17 protein-coding genes are annotated in these 17,200 nt (G+C 47.5%); 14 read left to right on the top strand and 3 right to left on the bottom strand.

Going from position 1 to position 17,200, the window contains the following annotated elements; translation table 11 throughout:
- Window positions 1-41 precede the first annotated feature (41 nt).
- Window positions 42-680: a protein kinase domain-containing protein gene (locus tag M654_RS17210; RefSeq protein WP_026588094.1), complete on the bottom strand. Its 639-nt coding sequence runs from the start codon at window positions 678-680 to the stop codon at window positions 42-44.
- 310 nt (window positions 681-990) lie between these two features.
- Here M654_RS17210 and M654_RS17205 point away from each other — a divergent pair, with 310 nt between their 5' ends.
- From M654_RS17205 to yajC, 7 genes are all read left to right on the top strand, one after another.
- A complete protein-coding gene (locus M654_RS17205; protein WP_026588093.1) occupies window positions 991-1,464 on the top strand; it encodes an intercompartmental signaling factor BofC in 474 nt (157 codons plus the stop codon).
- 129 nt (window positions 1,465-1,593) lie between these two features.
- Complete coding sequence (gene ruvA / locus M654_RS17200; RefSeq protein ID WP_026588092.1) at window positions 1,594-2,199, top strand: Holliday junction branch migration protein RuvA; 606 nt, start codon at window positions 1,594-1,596, stop codon at window positions 2,197-2,199.
- A gap of 10 nt (window positions 2,200-2,209) precedes the next feature.
- Window positions 2,210-3,214, top strand: coding sequence for a Holliday junction branch migration DNA helicase RuvB (gene ruvB / locus M654_RS17195; RefSeq protein WP_026588091.1), 1,005 nt, complete (start codon window positions 2,210-2,212; stop codon window positions 3,212-3,214).
- Entirely contained in the window at window positions 3,207-3,407 is a 201-nt protein-coding gene (locus M654_RS17190) for a DUF2905 domain-containing protein (protein WP_026588090.1), read from the top strand. The genes ruvB and M654_RS17190 overlap by 8 nt, the downstream gene beginning before the upstream one ends.
- Before the next feature lie 34 nt (window positions 3,408-3,441).
- Window positions 3,442-4,470: a tRNA preQ1(34) S-adenosylmethionine ribosyltransferase-isomerase QueA gene (gene queA / locus M654_RS17185; protein WP_026588089.1), complete on the top strand. Its 1,029-nt coding sequence runs from the start codon at window positions 3,442-3,444 to the stop codon at window positions 4,468-4,470.
- Window positions 4,471-4,498: 28 nt separating this feature from the next.
- The gene (gene tgt, locus M654_RS17180) at window positions 4,499-5,644 is read left to right on the top strand and encodes a tRNA guanosine(34) transglycosylase Tgt (protein WP_026588088.1); all 1,146 of its coding nucleotides are present in this window, start codon (window positions 4,499-4,501) and stop codon (window positions 5,642-5,644) included.
- Between the two features lie 46 nt (window positions 5,645-5,690).
- Window positions 5,691-5,954, top strand: coding sequence for a preprotein translocase subunit YajC (yajC, locus tag M654_RS17175; RefSeq protein WP_085959518.1), 264 nt, complete (start codon window positions 5,691-5,693; stop codon window positions 5,952-5,954).
- Between the two features lie 70 nt (window positions 5,955-6,024).
- Here yajC and M654_RS17170 read toward each other — a convergent pair whose 3' ends face one another.
- The gene (locus M654_RS17170) at window positions 6,025-6,408 is read right to left on the bottom strand and encodes a TIGR04086 family membrane protein (protein ID WP_026588087.1); all 384 of its coding nucleotides are present in this window, start codon (window positions 6,406-6,408) and stop codon (window positions 6,025-6,027) included.
- Between the two features lie 152 nt (window positions 6,409-6,560).
- Between M654_RS17170 and M654_RS17165 the strand changes: the two genes are divergently transcribed.
- Window positions 6,561-7,205 carry a DUF421 domain-containing protein gene (locus tag M654_RS17165; protein ID WP_026588086.1) on the top strand — a complete coding sequence of 215 codons (645 nt, stop codon included), beginning with the start codon at window positions 6,561-6,563 and terminating at the stop codon, window positions 7,203-7,205.
- 4 nt (window positions 7,206-7,209) lie between these two features.
- Here M654_RS17165 and spoVB read toward each other — a convergent pair whose 3' ends face one another.
- Entirely contained in the window at window positions 7,210-8,763 is a 1,554-nt protein-coding gene (spoVB, locus tag M654_RS17160) for a stage V sporulation protein B (RefSeq protein ID WP_026588085.1), read from the bottom strand.
- Between the two features lie 116 nt (window positions 8,764-8,879).
- Here spoVB and M654_RS17155 point away from each other — a divergent pair, with 116 nt between their 5' ends.
- The 6 genes from M654_RS17155 (at window position 8,880) to M654_RS17130 (ending at window position 17,198) form a co-directional block, all read left to right on the top strand.
- Window positions 8,880-9,176 (top strand): post-transcriptional regulator, encoded by a 297-nt coding sequence (locus tag M654_RS17155; RefSeq protein ID WP_026588084.1) that lies wholly within the window; start codon window positions 8,880-8,882, stop codon window positions 9,174-9,176.
- A gap of 38 nt (window positions 9,177-9,214) precedes the next feature.
- Window positions 9,215-11,440 (top strand): protein translocase subunit SecDF, encoded by a 2,226-nt coding sequence (gene secDF, locus M654_RS17150; protein ID WP_026588083.1) that lies wholly within the window; start codon window positions 9,215-9,217, stop codon window positions 11,438-11,440.
- 151 nt (window positions 11,441-11,591) lie between these two features.
- Window positions 11,592-11,900 carry a LapA family protein gene (locus M654_RS17145; RefSeq protein ID WP_026588082.1) on the top strand — a complete coding sequence of 103 codons (309 nt, stop codon included), beginning with the start codon at window positions 11,592-11,594 and terminating at the stop codon, window positions 11,898-11,900.
- A gap of 53 nt (window positions 11,901-11,953) precedes the next feature.
- Entirely contained in the window at window positions 11,954-14,314 is a 2,361-nt protein-coding gene (gene recJ, locus M654_RS17140; protein ID WP_026588081.1) for a single-stranded-DNA-specific exonuclease RecJ, read from the top strand.
- Between the two features lie 5 nt (window positions 14,315-14,319).
- Window positions 14,320-14,832, top strand: a complete 513-nt coding sequence (locus M654_RS17135; protein ID WP_026588080.1) for an adenine phosphoribosyltransferase — start codon at window positions 14,320-14,322, stop codon at window positions 14,830-14,832.
- A gap of 164 nt (window positions 14,833-14,996) precedes the next feature.
- Window positions 14,997-17,198, top strand: a complete 2,202-nt coding sequence (locus M654_RS17130; RefSeq protein WP_026588079.1) for a RelA/SpoT family protein — start codon at window positions 14,997-14,999, stop codon at window positions 17,196-17,198.
- Window positions 17,199-17,200: the final 2 nt, after the last annotated feature.

Raw genomic sequence — 17,200 nt, 5'->3', positions numbered from 1 at the left:
CGAGGAATATTCCTTGAAGTTTCATGAGTTCGCTTTATCGGTCAAATTTTATTTTTTCTGGCGTCCCAACGTTTTTGGAGCCAGTTTTTTTTATAAAGAAACGCAATCATTTCCATCCATAATTTAGGGAGTTTTTGCGGGAACTTTCTCTTTTTATAATATCGATAGGCTGTTTTCAGATCATCCCACTGCCTGCATTCCTTTGTTTGCCGAAATCTGGCGACATCGATGACCTTTACCGCTCCGGACGGGGTCAGAATCAGGTTTCTAAGGTGAATGTCGGAAGGGTTTAATCCCTGCTGCCGGGCATAATGCAAAGCGCGGTCCACTTCCCGGATCATCTCTTCCTCGATAGGGATGCCTTGATTTAAACATTCGTAAAAAGTATGTCCTTTAATATATTCCATTAATATATATGAATGCCCTGTTTCATAAATATCAGGATAATACGGGGAATCAGCCAGTTTTTGATAGATCTCCGCTTCCTTTTGAGCGATGTCTGTAAATTCTGGGAAAAAGACTTTCAGCGCCATGTCTCTCCCGCACTCTGTCAGCTTAAAAACGTATGCGCTTCGTCCCTTCCCGATCAATTCTAAATCATCGGGCTTTTGGACAAGCTTGTTAAACCGCTTTTTCGTATCGTAGATTACTGCTTCTGAATATCTTTTCGCCTTTGTCACGCTGAGTCCACCTTCTTTTTAAAAAGAAACTCTATACTGCTTTTATACATGAGAACGGGCGGCTTTGCATCCTAAATGCTTCACATCTTCTCCATTGGCTTTAAAATGTAATCATTGTCATCGGTCTGTAAAATCATTGTATCCTGCATCCCCCGGGGCTTGAACAGGAAACGCATGCAGACGACTAATTTTTGCAAGCGTTGGTCAAACTAAGGGTAATATCTTGAAGGCAAAAAAGAAGGTGATATGTGTGGACAGCCTGAAATTATGGAAGAGAATCAGTTTGTTTGTCACCCTGGTGTTTACCGTTATGTTCAGTTTTCAGCAGGAAGCTGCAGGAAGATCGGCATCGGAGGCAAAGGAGCAGGACAGGGTGCACATTCAGTTTGAAAAGGTGTATTTAGACGGGGATGTTGGCATTGAAAACAAGGAAGAGCCGCTCGGTAAGGTGGAAGATGTAAAAGCCGCATATAAAGGATGGCAGCTTGTTGATCAAAAAAAAGGGTTCATGCTGTTTCGCAAGCAGGTGGATGACATCTCTCCTTTAAGCAAAACAAACGGCTATATCGGGGTGACGGAGGATGGCGTCATATCGACTTTTCACGGCCGTCCCGGCGTTTTGTCAGAGCCGATTCAATCGTTTTTTCAGATTGATATAAAGCGGCTTGAGAGCCGAATGGCGGATGACCTGCGCAAAGGGATTCCCTATCGGACGAAACATGAATTTCAGCATGTCATTGAAGCCGTAAAATCATCGGGAATTATGAAAGATATGAAGACATGACGCTGTTATGTCTTTTTTAGGGTGAAAAAAACGTCCTGTTATGACTAGAGCGAACATATGTTAACTTTTTCATTCTAGCTTTGCCTGTTTTATGTTACAATGAAGAGCAGTCAAAGAGGTGAATGAACGTTGATCGAATTCGTAAAGGGCACCATTGATTATGTGTCGCCCCAGTATATTGTCATTGAGAACGGCGGAATCGGCTATCAAATTTATACGCCTAATCCGTTTATCTATAAAGAAAACAGCGAGGAAACGATTTATACATATCACTATGTGAGAGAAGATACAGCTGCTTTGTACGGCTTTTCGACACGGGAAGAAAAAATGCTGTTTACAAAATTGCTGAATGTAACGGGCATCGGCCCGAAAGGTGCGCTTGCGATCCTTGCTTCCGGTGATCCGGGTGCGGTGATTGAAGCGATCGAGAATGAAGATGAAGCGTTTTTGGTGAAGTTCCCCGGAGTGGGGAAAAAAACCGCCAGACAGATCATCCTCGATTTGAAAGGCAAATTGGCTGATGCCATTCCTGAAGCGGCGGCAAGTCTTTTCAACCACGAAGAGCGGGAAGAAGCCCATGAAGCTAAGACCGCTCTAGGGGAAGCGCTTGAAGCGTTGCAGGCGCTCGGCTACTCAGACCGCGAGATTAAAAAAGTTCAGCCTCACCTGAAAAAGGAAGAGGCGCTTTCAACAGATCAATATGTTAAAAAAGCATTACAAAAATTATTAAAGTAAGGTGATGTTCATGGATGAGCGGCTCGTATCAAGTGAACTAGACAACCATGAATCAGCGATTGAGCAAAGCCTGCGTCCGCAAAAACTGGCGCAGTACATCGGCCAGGAAAAAGTCAAAGACAATCTCAGGGTCTTCATCGAAGCCGCGAAAATGCGGGAGGAGACCTTGGACCACGTCTTGCTATACGGCCCTCCCGGATTGGGGAAAACGACCCTTGCCGCCATCATCGCCAATGAAATGGGGGTCAATTTCCGCACGACGTCAGGACCTGCAATCGAACGCCCCGGCGATTTGGCGGCGATTTTGACCGCCCTCGAACCCGGTGACGTTTTATTCATTGACGAAATCCACCGTCTGCACCGTTCGATTGAAGAGGTACTGTACCCGGCGATGGAGGATTTCTGCCTTGATATCGTCATCGGCAAAGGGCCGTCAGCCCGTTCTGTCAGGCTTGATCTGCCGCCTTTTACACTCGTCGGCGCGACGACCAGAGTCGGACTCTTGACCGCGCCTCTCAGAGACAGATTCGGTGTATTGTCAAGGCTTGAGTATTACACCCGGGATGAGCTGTCAGAAATCGTCGTCAGAACAGCCGAGCTGTTCGAGATTGACATCGACAGGCTTTCCTCTTTGGAAATCGCGCGGCGTTCAAGAGGAACGCCGCGGATCGCCAACAGGCTGCTGAGAAGGGTCAGGGATTTTGCCCAGGTTCTTGGAAACAGCTCCATCACAGAGGAAGTAGCCCTTGATGCACTTGAGCGCCTTCAAGTCGACAAGCTCGGGCTCGATCATATCGACCGCAAGCTGTTAATGGGGATGATCGAAAAATTCGGCGGCGGCCCCGTCGGCATCGATACGATCTCGGCGACGATCGGGGAGGAGTCCCATACGATTGAGGACGTTTACGAGCCGTACCTCCTGCAAATCGGCTTTATTCAAAGAACACCGCGGGGGCGGATTGTAACGCCGGATGTCTACAGCCATTTTAAAATGGAGGTTCCGAACCATGACTGAGTTTCCAAAGCTTTTGATGATTTTAGGCGCGGTCATTTTTGGCATTGGTTTATTCATGCAAGTCATCGGCAAGCTTCCGGGAGACATTTTTGTGAAAAAAGGAAACGTTACATTTTTCTTTCCTGTTGTTACATGCATTGTCATCAGCATCATCCTGTCCTTATTGTTTTCGATCTTCGGACGGATGAAATGAGACCAAAGTATATAGATAGAATAAGGTGAAAAAAATGAAAGTTGATTTATTTGATTTTGACCTGCCTGAACGCCTGATCGCCCAGGTTCCTTTAAAAGAACGGGATGCTTCAAGGCTGATGGTGCTGGATAAAGAAACGGGCGATATCACCCACAGTACATTTAAGCACATCCTTGATTTTTTGGAAGCCGGCGACTGTATCGTCCTGAACGATACAAGGGTTTTGCCGGCCCGTTTGTTCGGAGTGAAAGAGGAAACGGGTGCAAAGGTTGAGGTGCTTCTTTTGAAGCAGGAGGAAGGCGACGTGTGGGAAACGCTTGTCAAACCGGCGAAACGGGTGAAGCGGGGAACCGTTCTTACGTTCGGCGACGGTCGGCTGACGGCGGTCTGTACAGAAGAGCTTGACCACGGAGGACGAAAAATAGAATTCCGCTATAAAGGGATTTTTTACGAAGTCCTCGAATCTCTGGGAGAAATGCCGCTGCCTCCTTACATCAAAGAACAGCTTGATGACAAGGAGCGCTATCAGACGGTCTACTCCAAAAAACAAGGCTCAGCCGCGGCGCCGACGGCAGGACTTCATTTTACGGAAGAGATTCTTGACGCGCTGAAGGAAAAAGGCGTGCACATCGCCTTCATCACCCTACATGTCGGATTGGGAACTTTCCGGCCCGTCAGTGCGGAAAATGTTGAGGAACACGATATGCATGCGGAGTTTTATGAAATGACGGAAGAGACAGCCGAAGCCCTGAATCGAATCAAACAGAGCGGGGGAAGGATCATTTCCGTCGGAACGACATCAACGAGGACGCTCGAGACGATCGCTTCCGAGAATGACGGTCGTTTCAGGGAAGCGAGAGGCTGGACATCGATCTTTATATATCCCGGCTATACATTCCGGGCGATAGACGGGATGATTACGAACTTTCATCTCCCGAAATCTTCCTTGATAATGCTTGTCAGCGCGCTTGCGGGCCGGGAGAACGTGCTTTCCGCCTACCGCACCGCGGTCGAGCACGAATACCGCTTCTTCAGCTTTGGAGATGCGATGCTGATCAAATAAAGTACAAAAAGATTGGAGGGCTCATCATTTGTCGCAGCAACCGATACGTTATGAGTTCATAAAAACATGCAAACAAACAGGAGCAAGGCTGGGGAAAGTCCACACCCCCCACGGCTCCTTTGATACACCGGCATTCATGCCGGTAGGGACACTGGCCACCGTCAAAACAATGGCTCCGGAAGAGCTGAAAGAGATGGGCGCCGGCATTATTTTAAGCAACACCTATCACCTTTGGCTGAGACCAGGCCATGAAATCGTCAAGGAAGCGGGCGGCCTTCACAAGTTTATGAATTGGGATCGCGCAATTCTGACCGATTCAGGCGGCTTCCAGGTGTTTTCTCTAAGCGAATTCCGCAAAATTGAAGAGGAAGGCGTTCACTTCCGCAATCATCTAAACGGAGACAAGCTGTTTTTATCGCCTGAAAAAGCGATGGATATCCAAAACGCCCTCGGCTCCGATATTATGATGGCGTTTGATGAATGTCCGCCATATCCGGCGGAATACGACTACATGAAAAGGTCTGTTGAACGGACAAGCCGCTGGGCGGAAAGGTGCCTTGCAGCCCACAAGCGCCCTGATGAGCAGGGGCTCTTTGGGATCGTTCAAGGCGGCGAATATGAAGATTTGCGGAAACAGAGTGCGAAAGACTTGATTTCGCTCGATTTCCCGGGCTATGCTATAGGTGGACTTTCAGTCGGAGAACCGAAGGATGTCATGAACCGCGTGCTGGAGTTTACGACTCCTTTGCTTCCTGCGGATAAACCGCGCTATTTGATGGGTGTCGGTTCACCGGATTCACTCATTGACGGCGCGATCCGCGGTGTCGACATGTTTGACTGCGTGCTGCCGACGAGAATTGCCAGAAATGGCACGCTCATGACGAGCGAAGGCCGCCTCGTCGTCAAAAACGCCAAGTATGAAAAGGATTTCAGGCCGATTGATGAGCACTGTGACTGCTATACGTGCCGAAACTATTCACGGGCGTATATCAGACATTTAATCCGCTGCAATGAAACGTTTGGAATTCGTTTAACTTCTTATCATAATCTTTATTTTCTGTTAAAATTAATGGGGCAAGTCAGAGATGCCATTCGTGAAGATCGTTTAGGTGATTTCCGGGAAGAGTTTTTTGAACGCTACGGTTTTAATAAACCAAACGCTAAAAGTTTCTGACACATAAACGAAAACCAGCGATATTTCATTTGAAAGGGGTGAAAAAATAATGGAGATGCTTGGAACATTACTTCCGATTATTTTAATGTTTGCGGTTCTTTATTTCCTGTTGATCCGTCCTCAGCAGAAGCAGCAGAAAGCTGTCCGCCAGATGCAGGAGGAGCTGAAAAAAGGAGATAAAGTCGTAACGATCGGCGGCCTGCACGGTATCGTTGATTCAATTGACGAAAGCAAGGTTGTCATCAAAACAGGCGACAATACACGTCTGACATTCGATCGCCGCGCGATTCGAGAGGCGTCAGCCGAATAGCCGGCAGCTGCTTATTACATAAGCGAACAAAAATGAGGGAGCGGATTGATCCGCTCCCTCATTTTTCGGTCTATGCCCGGCTTCCGTGGAGATTGACCCCGAAAATCCCCCCGATCATGCTGACACCCATAAACCCTGCATGATACAGAAGCTGTTTGAGGTTGAAAGCTTCTCCGAACCCGAGATATTGAAACAGCAGCACTGTCAGCGAGAAGCAGAGAGCTGTCAAAGCTCCGATCAGCCACCCTTTTTCCTTCGCCTTTCCTCCGGAAACAAACCCGCCGATGAACAGTGTAATAAAGGATATAGCGGTAATCAACCAGCCGAATGAGCTTTCGGTGAGCGATGTCCATGTCAAGAGCAGTGAAATCAGCAGGCTTCCCGCAAACATCAAGGCGAAAATGACGACCAGACTGTATAAAATCCCCTTGCCGATTTGCTTTGGCTCGTTCATCAAGAACCTCCTCTCTAAAAATAGATGGCCTCCTCTTTAAATGTATTCTGCCTGTCCGGCAAATAGACTAGCTGTTCCGAGCTTTTTGTACATAAAAGCCCTGTTTTAACAAAGGCTATGAATAGAGGTTCAAGCGGAAGGAGGCGGCCGTTATGGAGGAAATATTTGCTCTTATTTTTCGGACGGTCTTTTTGTATGCGGTCATTTTCATCTTGTTTCGCTTCATGGGAAAAAGAGAAATAGGAGAATTAAGCATATTGGATCTTGTCGTTTTTATTATGATCGCTGAAATAGCGGTGCTGGCCATAGAGGATCACGATGATCACCTATTGCATACGCTCGTTCCGATTTTTGTCTTAACATTGATTCAAGTTTTTTTTGCTTATTTATCATTGAAAAACCAAAAAATCCGCCACCTTCTCGATGGAAAACCGACGATTATCATTGATCGCGGGAAAATCGATGAGCAGGCAATGAGAACCCAGCGCTATAATTTTGATGACTTGCTGACCCAGCTGAGAGAAAAGAACATCGAGCGCATTGCAGATGTTTCCTATGCGATTTTGGAGCCGACGGGCAAGCTGTCGGTGTTTACCAAAGACCGGACGAATCACCGGATTGAACTGCCGCTGATCGTCGATGGAATCGTTCAGAAAGACCATTTGCAGCGGATCGGCAAAAATCAGGAGTGGCTTGAACAAAAGCTTGCCGAAAGAGGCCACCGCGACCTGTCCGAGATATCGTTCTGCGCGTATCACAAAGGTTCTTTCTTTATTGATCTCAAGGACGAAATATAAAGCGTTAGGAAATCCAGCGGCCGAACAAAGGAAAACGCTGGATTTCTTCTTTTTTGATGAGCCTGAAAGCGACCAAAAGGAATACGTACAGACAGCTTGTCGCCAGCACGCAGTAAAAGAGGCGGATCGGTTCGGCGTGCTCGATGAAGAGGTGCTGCTTCATCCAGAGGCTTACCCAGCCCGAAATGAAAATGACAGCAAAGGACAGCACATATTCCTTTAAATTGATGCTGATGGGGAGCACTTTGCTGACCGTTGCCGCATGCAGCATCGTCACAAGGATCATGCCTGTTACAATCGCCAGAGCCGCCCCCATAATGCCGAGCGACGGGCGTGAAGCGAGCACGAATATCAGACCCGTTTTCACAAGGGCGCCGACAAGGCTGTTCATCATGGCCGCCCCGGCCAGGTTTAAAGCCTGCAATACGGCTTGAAGCGGGCCCTGAAAATAATAAAACAAGAAAAACGGGGCCATCACTTTGACATAAATCGCGGCATTTGAAGAACCGTACATCACGCTGACAAGCTCATCCGCATAGGAAAACAAAACGACAACGGAAATTCCGCCGCTTAAAAGGCAGAGCCGCATCGCCTGTTCTAACCGGTATTCAACAACCTGCATTTTTTTCTGTTCGATGCCTTCGCTGATGGCCGGAACAAGGGCAGTTGACAGCGAATACGTAATAAAGCTTGGCAGGGTGAGAAGGGTCATGGCAAAACCGGTCAGCTCCCCGTATTGACCCGTTGCAGCCGAAGCGGCGACTCCGGCAATCGCCAAACTTTGCGCAACGACGATCGGTTCAAAAAACCATGACAAGTTGCCGATAAACCGGCTGCCTGTTGTCGGGAGCGAGACGCTCATCAGCTCGAAAAAAGTTGTTCGTCCGGATATCAGCGACTTAAAAAAGCGTTTGCGAATGCGGATTTTCTTTTTATATTTAAAGGCGATAAACAAATAAAGCAGTGAAACAAGCTCTCCAAAAACGGAGGACAGCATCGCGCCTGCTGCGGCGTATTCGATTCCGAGCGGCAAAAAGGCAGTTGTGCAGACCGCGACAAGCGATATCCGGACGATTTGTTCAAGCACTTGGGATACGGCGAGCGGCCTCATATTCTGCTTGCCTTGAAAATAGCCCCGCAGCACGCTGGAAACGGCGATGATCGGAACGACCGGTGTCACCGCCAAAAGCGGATACAGCGTTCGTTCATCCGTTAAAAGCGTTTCGGCCATCAGCGGCGCATAAATAAGGAACACCGGTGTGATAAGGGCGCTGAGCGTGCCCGTGATCGCAAGAGACATCACCAAAATCTGCTTTGTTTTTCTGTGATCGCCGCGGGCCTCCGCTTCAGCCACGAGTTTGCTGATAGCGACGGGAAGGCCGAATTGGGTGAGGGTCACCGCCAGAAAAAAGGTCGGCGCCGCCATCATATACAGCCCTACGCCTTCTTCGCCGATGAATCTGGCGATGACAATCCGGTTGATAAAGCCGAGCATTCTTGTAATCAAACCTGCTGCTATCAAGATGAGCGTGCCTTTTAAAAACGTCTGCTTGGTCATTTCTTAGTCCCCTGCCTTCTCAAACAACCTTTAATCATATACAATAAGATATGCGCATACATCGTCCAAGCATGACAAGTCTCTCTGAAAAAATGTGAAAGGAGCGTGGCTTTAGCATGGACAAACATCCGGCCGATCTGTACAAGGATCATCTGAAACCGTTTCTTCTCAGCAAAACGGAAGAGTTCATGGTCCTTGGTTATGATGATATTGAAATAAAGGAATTATGGTCATACTTATTGAATAAGAAATGGAAGAACAAGAAGGATGTTCAAATTCACCAGCTGGCCGATGATATTTTAACTGTGAAAATTGGCGAATTTATGAACTATGCAACCGTCGAATCGTTTAAAACGTCTAATTTACTCGACAGCCCAGAAGGGCAGGATATGCTCGATGAGCTGCTGAAGTAACCGTCGATTTTTTGGTTGATTTAAGGAGGAAATACATAATGAAAAAAGGACGCTTGATTGCGTTTTTCGTTACCGTTCTGTTGATCGGTACGGGACTGGGATTGTTTACGAAGCCGGCTGCCGACAACATCAGCCTTGGCCTTGACCTTCAAGGCGGTTTTGAGGTCTTGTATGAAGTCCAGCCTGCCAAAAAAGGGGATAAAATTGACAGGGATGCGCTCGTCAGCACCGTTGAAGCGCTCAATCGCCGGGCCAATGTATTGGGGGTCAGCGAGCCGAACATCCAGATTGAAGGCAACAACCGGATCAGGGTGCAGCTCGCAGGCGTTGACAACCAGAACAGGGCGCGGGAAATTTTATCCACACAGGCGCAGCTCTCATTCAGAGACACGAATGACAAGGAGCTTTTAAATGGCTCAGACCTTGTGGAAAACGGCGCCAAACAGTCTTTTAAACCAGATACGAACGAGCCGATCGTGACGATCAAGCTGAAGGATGCGGATAAATTCGGGGAAGTCACTAAAAAAGTGCTCGATATGAAGCCGAACAATCAGCTTGTCATTTGGCTTGACTACAAAAAAGGCGATTCTTACAAAAAAGAATCGCAAAAAGCGGACCATAAATACATTTCAGCCCCGAATGTCAGCCAGGTGCTGAATATGTCTGACGTCATGATCGAAGGGAATTTCACAGTTCAGGAAGCGAAAGACATGGCAAGCATTTTGAATGCCGGAGCCCTTCCTGTCAAGCTCGTTGAAAAATACTCGACATCCGTCGGTGCGCAGTTTGGGGAACAGGCTTTAAACGATACGGTGTTTGCCGGAGTCATCGGAATCGCTATTATTTTCTTATTTATGCTTCTTTACTATCGTCTGCCTGGGTTAGTCGCGATTATCACGCTTTCCGTCTACATTTACATCACCCTGCAGATATTTGACTGGATGAACGCCGTCCTCACCCTTCCGGGAATAGCGGCGCTCATATTAGGTGTAGGTATGGCCGTTGATGCCAATATCATTACCTACGAACGGATCAAAGAAGAGCTGAAGCTCGGCAAATCGGTCCGCTCGGCTTTCAGATCAGGGAACAGAAGATCGTTTGCGACGATTTTTGACGCCAACATCACAACGATGCTTGCCGGAATCGTTCTGTTTATCTTTGGAACAAGCTCTGTCAAAGGGTTTGCGACAATGCTGATTCTGTCGATCTTGACAAGCTTTGTCACGGCCGTTTTCCTATCGAGATTTTTGCTCGGTTTATTGGTCGAAAGCCGCTGGCTCGACCGGAAAAAAGGCTGGTTCGGCGTCCGTAAAAAAGATATCTTGGACATCAACAAAACGGACGAAAATACCGAGCCGCCGACACCGTTTGAAAAATGGGATTTTGTCGGAAAACGAAAATGGTTTTTCGCTTTCTCCGGAATCATTTTAGCTGCCGGAATTGTCATTCTCCTTGTATTCAGGCTGAATCTGGGGATTGATTTCTCCAGCGGAGCAAGGATCGAAGTCCAAAGCGACCATAAGCTGACGAGCGAACAGCTCCAAAAGGACTTTGAGGAAGTCGGGCTCACCGCCGATTCGATCGTTCTTTCAGGGGATGGTGACCACCGCGGTGTCGCCAGGTTCGTCGGTGTTCCGAACCAGAAAAAAATTGCAGAAGTGAAAGATTATTTTAAAGACAAGTATGGAATGGAGCCGAATGTCAGCACCGTTTCGCCGGTTGTCGGAAAAGAGCTGGCGCGAAATGCGCTTTTCGCTGTGGCGATCGCTGCCCTCGGCATCATCTTGTATGTATCGATCCGCTTCGAGTACAAGATGGCGATTGCGGCCATTGCTTCATTGCTGTACGACGCATTTTTCATTATCGCCGTCTTCAGCATCACAAGGCTTGAGGTGGATATCACCTTTATTGCCGCTGTATTGACGATTATCGGTTATTCGATCAACGATACGATCGTTACGTTCGACAGGATCAGGGAGCATGTCAAAAAGCGCAAACCGAAGACATTCAGCGATTTGTCTCATATCGTGAATTTAAGCTTGCAGCAAACCTTTACGCGTTCGATTAATACGGTTTTGACCGTTGTCATCGTCGTGATTGCGCTCCTCGTTTTCGGCGCTGCATCGATTACGAACTTCTCTGTCGCACTGCTGGTCGGTCTATTGAGCGGTGTGTATTCTTCGCTCTATATCGCAGCTCAATTATGGCTGATCTGGAAAGGCCGCGAGCTGAAAAAGCCTAAAGCGAAGCTGGAAGAAGAATAGATCTGAACTGCCCGGGATAGGCCGGGCAGTTTTTTTTAGTGAAAATCAGATTTTTTCACGCGCCTGCTTCCTGCTCGGCGCCTTTTTGTTTAAAATTGGAGCATGGCGGGAAAATAACGCCTAGACAATTATGCGAATGGAGAGACTAATCATGAACAAACAATGGACATTAATTTCTGCACTTATTTTTACTCTGATTGTTGCTGTTTTCGCGGTCATCAATGTCGAGCCTGTCACGGTCGATTTTCTCTTTGGCACAGCTGAATGGCCCTTGATTCTCGTTATTTTGGTATCTGTTTTGATGGGAGCGCTGATTATCGGTTCAGCAGGCGCTTTTCAGATCATGAGGCTGAAAAAAGAGCTCAGGACGCTCAAAAAGGAGGAAATGGAAAAACTGCAACATTCAGATTCTGAAGAGCCTGCATCAGCAGAACAAAAGGATGAAAGATATACGAAATAAATTGAATCCCCTCAGGCCGCTCTAGTATAATAGGGTGGTTGAGGGGTGAATTTATGTTAGCGTCAAAAATGCGTTGGGATGTGAAAACACCCGACAAAGAAAAGGTGGAGCTGCTCTCCGAACAGTTGGGTATCACTCCCCTTGCCGCCTCGTTGCTTGTCATGAGAGGCTACGATACAGCAGACAAAGCAGCTTCATTTTTGTACGGCAAAGATGCTGTCTTTTATGATCCTTATCTGCTTAAAGATATGGAGAAAGCTGTACAGCGAATCAAACAGGCCATTTCAGAAAATGAAAAGATTATGATTTATGGAGATTATGATGCGGACGGTGTGACAAGCACGACTGTCCTCCTGCAGATCTTAAAAAAATATTCAGCTCAAGCCGATTTTTATATACCTGACCGCTTTAAAGAAGGCTACGGCCCGAATGAAGCCGCATTCCGGCATATAAAGGAACAGGGCTATTCACTGATTGTCACGGTGGATACGGGGATTGCCGGTGTTCACGAAGCAGAGGTCGCAAAAGAGCTCGGCATCGACTTGATTATTACCGATCACCATGAGCCTGGTCCGGTTTTGCCTGACGTCTATGCGATCATTCATCCGAAGCAGCCCGGATGCAGCTATCCTTTCAAAGAGCTGGCCGGCGTCGGGGTCGCATTTAAGCTTGCTCATGCTTTGAACGGCGACATTCCTGAGGACCTTCTTGATCTTTGTGCGATCGGAACGATTGCCGATCTTGTGCCGCTTCATGATGAAAACAGGCACATCGCCAAGCTCGGGATGGCCCGGTTTAGAAAGACGAACCGCCCCGGCTTAAAAGCGCTCGCGAAGATTGCGGGAGCCGAGATTCAAAGCGCGGATGAAGAGACGATCGGGTTTCAAATTGCTCCGCGAATCAATGCCGTCGGCCGAATCGTTCAGGCTGATCCGGCTGTTTATCTTTTAAACACAGAAGATGACACAGAAGCCGGGGAGCTGGCTGAAGAAATTAACGCACTGAACAAAGAACGGCAAAAAATCGTCAACCAGATCACAGAAGAAGCGGTCCAAATGATAGAGGACGAGGGTCTGGACCAGTCTGTCATCGTCTGTGCGCGGGCCGGCTGGAATCCGGGCGTTGTCGGGATCGTCGCCTCCAAGCTGGTCGAACGGTTTTACCGGCCGGCCATCGTTCTCGGAATTGATGAAGAAAAAGGGATTGCCAAAGGCTCTGCGCGCAGCATTAAAGGCTTTGACCTGTTTCAAAACCTTTCGGAATGCCGGGATATCCTTCCCCATTTTGGCGGCCACCCGATGGCGGCCGGAATGACGCTCAGCCAGGAAGATGTTCCGCTATTAAGAGAACGAATCAACCGCCAGGCTGAAGCTGTTTTAACAGCGGAAGACTTCATTCCCGTCCAGGAAGTCGACCTTTGCTGCCGATTGGAAGATATTACGGTGGACAGCATCGCAGAAATGAACAAGCTGGCTCCGTTCGGCACGGGAAACCCGAAGCCGTTCGTCCTTGTCAGCGACGCCAAAATTGATGAGGCGAGAAAAATCGGCGCCAATCAGAATCACCTAAAGCTCGTGTTGGCAGACGAAGGGACAAAGCTTGATTGTGTCGGATTCTATAAAGGCGATATCGAAGAAAAAATCGTATCCGGCGCAAATATTTCCATTGTCGGCGAATTGTCGATCAATGAATGGAATAACAGAAAAAAGCCGCAGCTCATGATCAAGGATGCGGCCGTAAACGAATGGCAGCTGTTTGACTTCCGGGGAAAGCGTTCATGGAAAGAAAAAATCTTAAAGCTTGATCCGGCAAAACGGATATTCCTTTGTTTCCGGGAAGAAACGAAAACGACATTTGCGGGAACTGAGCTCGCAGATGAGCTGATCTTCATCAGCGGGGAAGAGGAGGCAAAGCGTCTCGATCTACATAACCGTTATGCGGTTTTCATTGACACGCCCCAGTCGCTTGAGAGGTTCGACCATGCTGTAAAAGGCAAAAAGCTTGAGCGGATTTATCTGATTTTTCATCAGTCTGACGAGCATTTTTTCTCGACGTTTCCAACGAGGGATCATTTCAAATGGTACTACGCTTTCCTTCTCAAACGAGGCTCGTTTGACTTAGCAAAATACGCCGGAGAGCTTGCCAGACATAAAGGCTGGACAAAAGACACAATTGATTTTATGACAAAGGTGTTTTTTGAGCTCGGTTTTGTTACAATAGAGAATGGTGTTTTATCTGTTAAATTCGATGCCGCGAAGCGGGATTTAACAGAATCTGACACTTACCGTGAAAAACAGCGCCTGATTGAATTGGAGCAAAAGCTCGTCTATTCTTCGGCGGACGAGCTCAAACAGTGGCTGAATAAGCTGATGGGCGAAAGCGCTGAAGCTTATGAAAGTATGAGGAGGACATGAAACAGATGGATTTGAAGAAGTATGTGACAATTGTGCCGGATTACCCGAAGGAAGGCGTACAATTTAAAGATATTACGACATTGATGGATAAAGGGGACGTCTATCGCTATGCGACAGATCAAATTGTGACCTATGCGAAAGAAAAACAGATTGATCTTGTCGTCGGCCCTGAAGCGAGGGGATTTATCATCGGCTGTCCGGTTGCTTACGCTCTTGGCGTGGGATTTGCACCGGTCCGCAAAGAAGGCAAACTGCCGCGGGAAGTCATTAAAGTCGACTATGGTCTGGAATATGGAAAAGATGTCCTGACCATCCATAAAGATGCCATTTCACCTGGCCAGCGCGTCTTGATCACAGACGATCTTTTGGCGACCGGAGGGACGATTGAAGCGACAATCAAGCTTGTTGAAGAGCTCGGCGGCGTCGTTGCCGGAATCGCCTTTCTGATCGAACTGACATATCTTGAAGGAAGAAATAAACTGGACGGATATGATATTTTAACCTTGATGCAATACTAAACAAATTTTATACTATAAAAAGCACTCATAAAAGCGGGTGCTTTTTTCCTATTCGTTAAAATGTTGCGGACCGGTGTGTCCTTTTCAATTTCTTCTCTTTACATCTGTGACATTTTTCTTGATAATAATTACAATACAGTTTTCAATATAAAAAAGGTGATTCCATGGCGAACGAACAAGTATTAACTGCTGAGCAAGTCATTGAAAAGGCAAAGTCTTACCTTTCCGATGAACATATAGCTTTTATCCAAAACGCGTATCGATATGCGGAAGACGCGCATCGCGAACAGTACCGAAAATCAGGTGAGCCGTACATCATCCACCCGATTCAGGTGGCGGGCATTCTCGTCGATTTGGAAATGGACCCTGCCACCATTGCGGGAGGTTTTCTTCACGATGTGGTGGAGGATACGAGCGTCACGCTTGAAGATTTAAAAGAAGCGTTTAACGAAGAAGTCGCGATGCTTGTCGACGGCGTCACAAAACTGGGGAAAATTAAATATAAATCACAGGAAGAACAACAGGCGGAAAATCATCGGAAAATGTTTGTGGCTATGGCTCAGGATATCCGCGTCATTTTGATCAAGCTGGCGGACCGCCTTCACAATATGAGAACGCTCAAGCATCTGCCGCAGGAAAAGCAGCGCCGGATTTCAAATGAGACGCTGGAAATATTTGCTCCGCTGGCTCATCGCCTTGGGATTTCGAAAATAAAGTGGGAGCTTGAGGATACCGCATTGCGGTATTTGAATCCGCAGCAGTACTACCGGATCGTCAATTTGATGAAGAAAAAGCGGGCCGAAAGAGAATTGTACGTCGAAGAAGTCATCAATGAAGTCAAAACCCGCGTCGAAGAGGTCAACATTAAAGCCGACTTCTCCGGACGGCCGAAGCATATTTACAGCATCTACAGAAAAATGGCCATGCAGAACAAGCAATTCAACGAAATCTATGACTTGCTCGCAGTGCGGATCCTTGTCAACAGCATTAAGGACTGCTACGCGGTACTGGGCATTATCCATACATGCTGGAAGCCGATGCCTGGCAGGTTCAAGGATTACATTGCGATGCCGAAGCCGAACATGTACCAATCCCTGCATACGACCGTCATCGGTCCGAAAGGAGATCCGCTGGAGGTTCAGATCAGGACGTTTGACATGCATGAAATCGCCGAATACGGGATCGCGGCGCACTGGGCATACAAAGAAGGCAAGGCCGCGAATGAAGAGTCAAGCTTTGACAAAAAGCTGTCTTGGTTCCGCGAGATTCTGGAATTCCAAAATGAGTCGACCGATGCCGAAGAATTTATGGAATCTCTTAAGATCGATTTGTTTTCCGACATGGTGTTCGTCTTTACGCCAAAAGGCGACGTCATTGAGCTTCCCTCAGGCTCTGTACCGATCGATTTTTCATACCGCATTCATTCGGAAATCGGCAACAAAACGATCGGCGCCAAAGTAAACGGCAAAATGGTCACGCTTGACTACAAGCTGCGCACGGGAGATATCGTTGAAATTTTGACGTCTAAGCATTCATACGGACCGAGTCAGGACTGGATCAACCTTGCCCAAACATCTCAGGCGAAGCATAAAATTCGCCAGTTCTTCAAAAAGCAGCGGAGAGAAGAGAATGTCGAAAAAGGCAGGGAGCTTGTCGAAAAAGAGATTAAGAACTTGGATTTTGAAGTGAAAGATGTGTTAACACCTGAAAATCTTCAAAAGGTCGCGGACAAGTTTAATTTTTCCAATGAGGAAGACATGTATGCGGCTGTCGGCTATAACGGGATTACAGCCGCACAGGTCGCCAACCGTCTGACAGAAAAAGAGCGGAAGATGCGCGATCAGGAAGAACAGGTGAAAAGCGTTCAGGAAGTAACGGTCGAATCGAAGCCTTACCAAGGGAAAAAACGCGAAGCAGGCGTACGCGTGAAAGGTGTCGAGAACCTTCTCATCAGGCTTTCCAAATGCTGCAACCCGGTTCCGGGAGATCCGATTGTCGGTTTCATTACAAAAGGTCGGGGTGTATCGGTTCACCGCGAAGACTGTCCGAATGTGATGACAAGTGAAGCGCTCGACCGCCTCATTCAGGTGGAATGGGAGCATGAACGGCAGACGCAGCAGAGAAAGGAATATAATGTCGAGATCGAAATCCTCGGCTACGACCGCCGCGGGCTCTTGAATGAAGTGCTTCAGGCCGTAAACGAAACGAAAACGAATATATCATCCGTTTCCGGAAAATCGGACCGCAATAAAGTAGCCACCATTCATATGGCCATTTTCATACAAAATATCAATCATTTGCACAAAGTGGTCGAGCGGATTAAGCAAATCAAAGACATTTATTCCGTACGCAGGGTGATGAATTAGGG

The organism is Bacillus sp. NSP9.1 (assembly GCF_000465465.2).
In the GTDB taxonomy this organism is placed as follows: Bacteria; Bacillota; Bacilli; order Bacillales; family Bacillaceae; genus Bacillus; species Bacillus sonorensis_A.
This window is presented reverse-complemented; position numbering and strand designations above follow the sequence as displayed.

What these genes read in the sequence shown, in the direction of transcription:
- M654_RS17205 (WP_026588093.1), top strand. Translation starts at nt 991, where the DNA reads ATGTTCAGTTTTCAGCAGGAAGCTGCAGGAAGATCGGCATCGGAGGCA.
- ruvB (WP_026588091.1), top strand. Translation starts at nt 2,210, where the DNA reads ATGGATGAGCGGCTCGTATCAAGTGAACTAGACAACCATGAATCAGCG.
- M654_RS17190 (WP_026588090.1), top strand. Translation starts at nt 3,207, where the DNA reads ATGACTGAGTTTCCAAAGCTTTTGATGATTTTAGGCGCGGTCATTTTT.
- queA (WP_026588089.1), top strand. Translation starts at nt 3,442, where the DNA reads ATGAAAGTTGATTTATTTGATTTTGACCTGCCTGAACGCCTGATCGCC.
- M654_RS17170 (WP_026588087.1), bottom strand. Translation starts at nt 6,408, where the DNA reads ATGAACGAGCCAAAGCAAATCGGCAAGGGGATTTTATACAGTCTGGTC.
- M654_RS17165 (WP_026588086.1), top strand. Translation starts at nt 6,561, where the DNA reads ATGGAGGAAATATTTGCTCTTATTTTTCGGACGGTCTTTTTGTATGCG.
- spoVB (WP_026588085.1), bottom strand. Translation starts at nt 8,763, where the DNA reads ATGACCAAGCAGACGTTTTTAAAAGGCACGCTCATCTTGATAGCAGCA.
- M654_RS17155 (WP_026588084.1), top strand. Translation starts at nt 8,880, where the DNA reads ATGGACAAACATCCGGCCGATCTGTACAAGGATCATCTGAAACCGTTT.
- secDF (WP_026588083.1), top strand. Translation starts at nt 9,215, where the DNA reads ATGAAAAAAGGACGCTTGATTGCGTTTTTCGTTACCGTTCTGTTGATC.
- M654_RS17145 (WP_026588082.1), top strand. Translation starts at nt 11,592, where the DNA reads ATGAACAAACAATGGACATTAATTTCTGCACTTATTTTTACTCTGATT.
- recJ (WP_026588081.1), top strand. Translation starts at nt 11,954, where the DNA reads ATGTTAGCGTCAAAAATGCGTTGGGATGTGAAAACACCCGACAAAGAA.
- M654_RS17135 (WP_026588080.1), top strand. Translation starts at nt 14,320, where the DNA reads ATGGATTTGAAGAAGTATGTGACAATTGTGCCGGATTACCCGAAGGAA.
- M654_RS17130 (WP_026588079.1), top strand. Translation starts at nt 14,997, where the DNA reads ATGGCGAACGAACAAGTATTAACTGCTGAGCAAGTCATTGAAAAGGCA.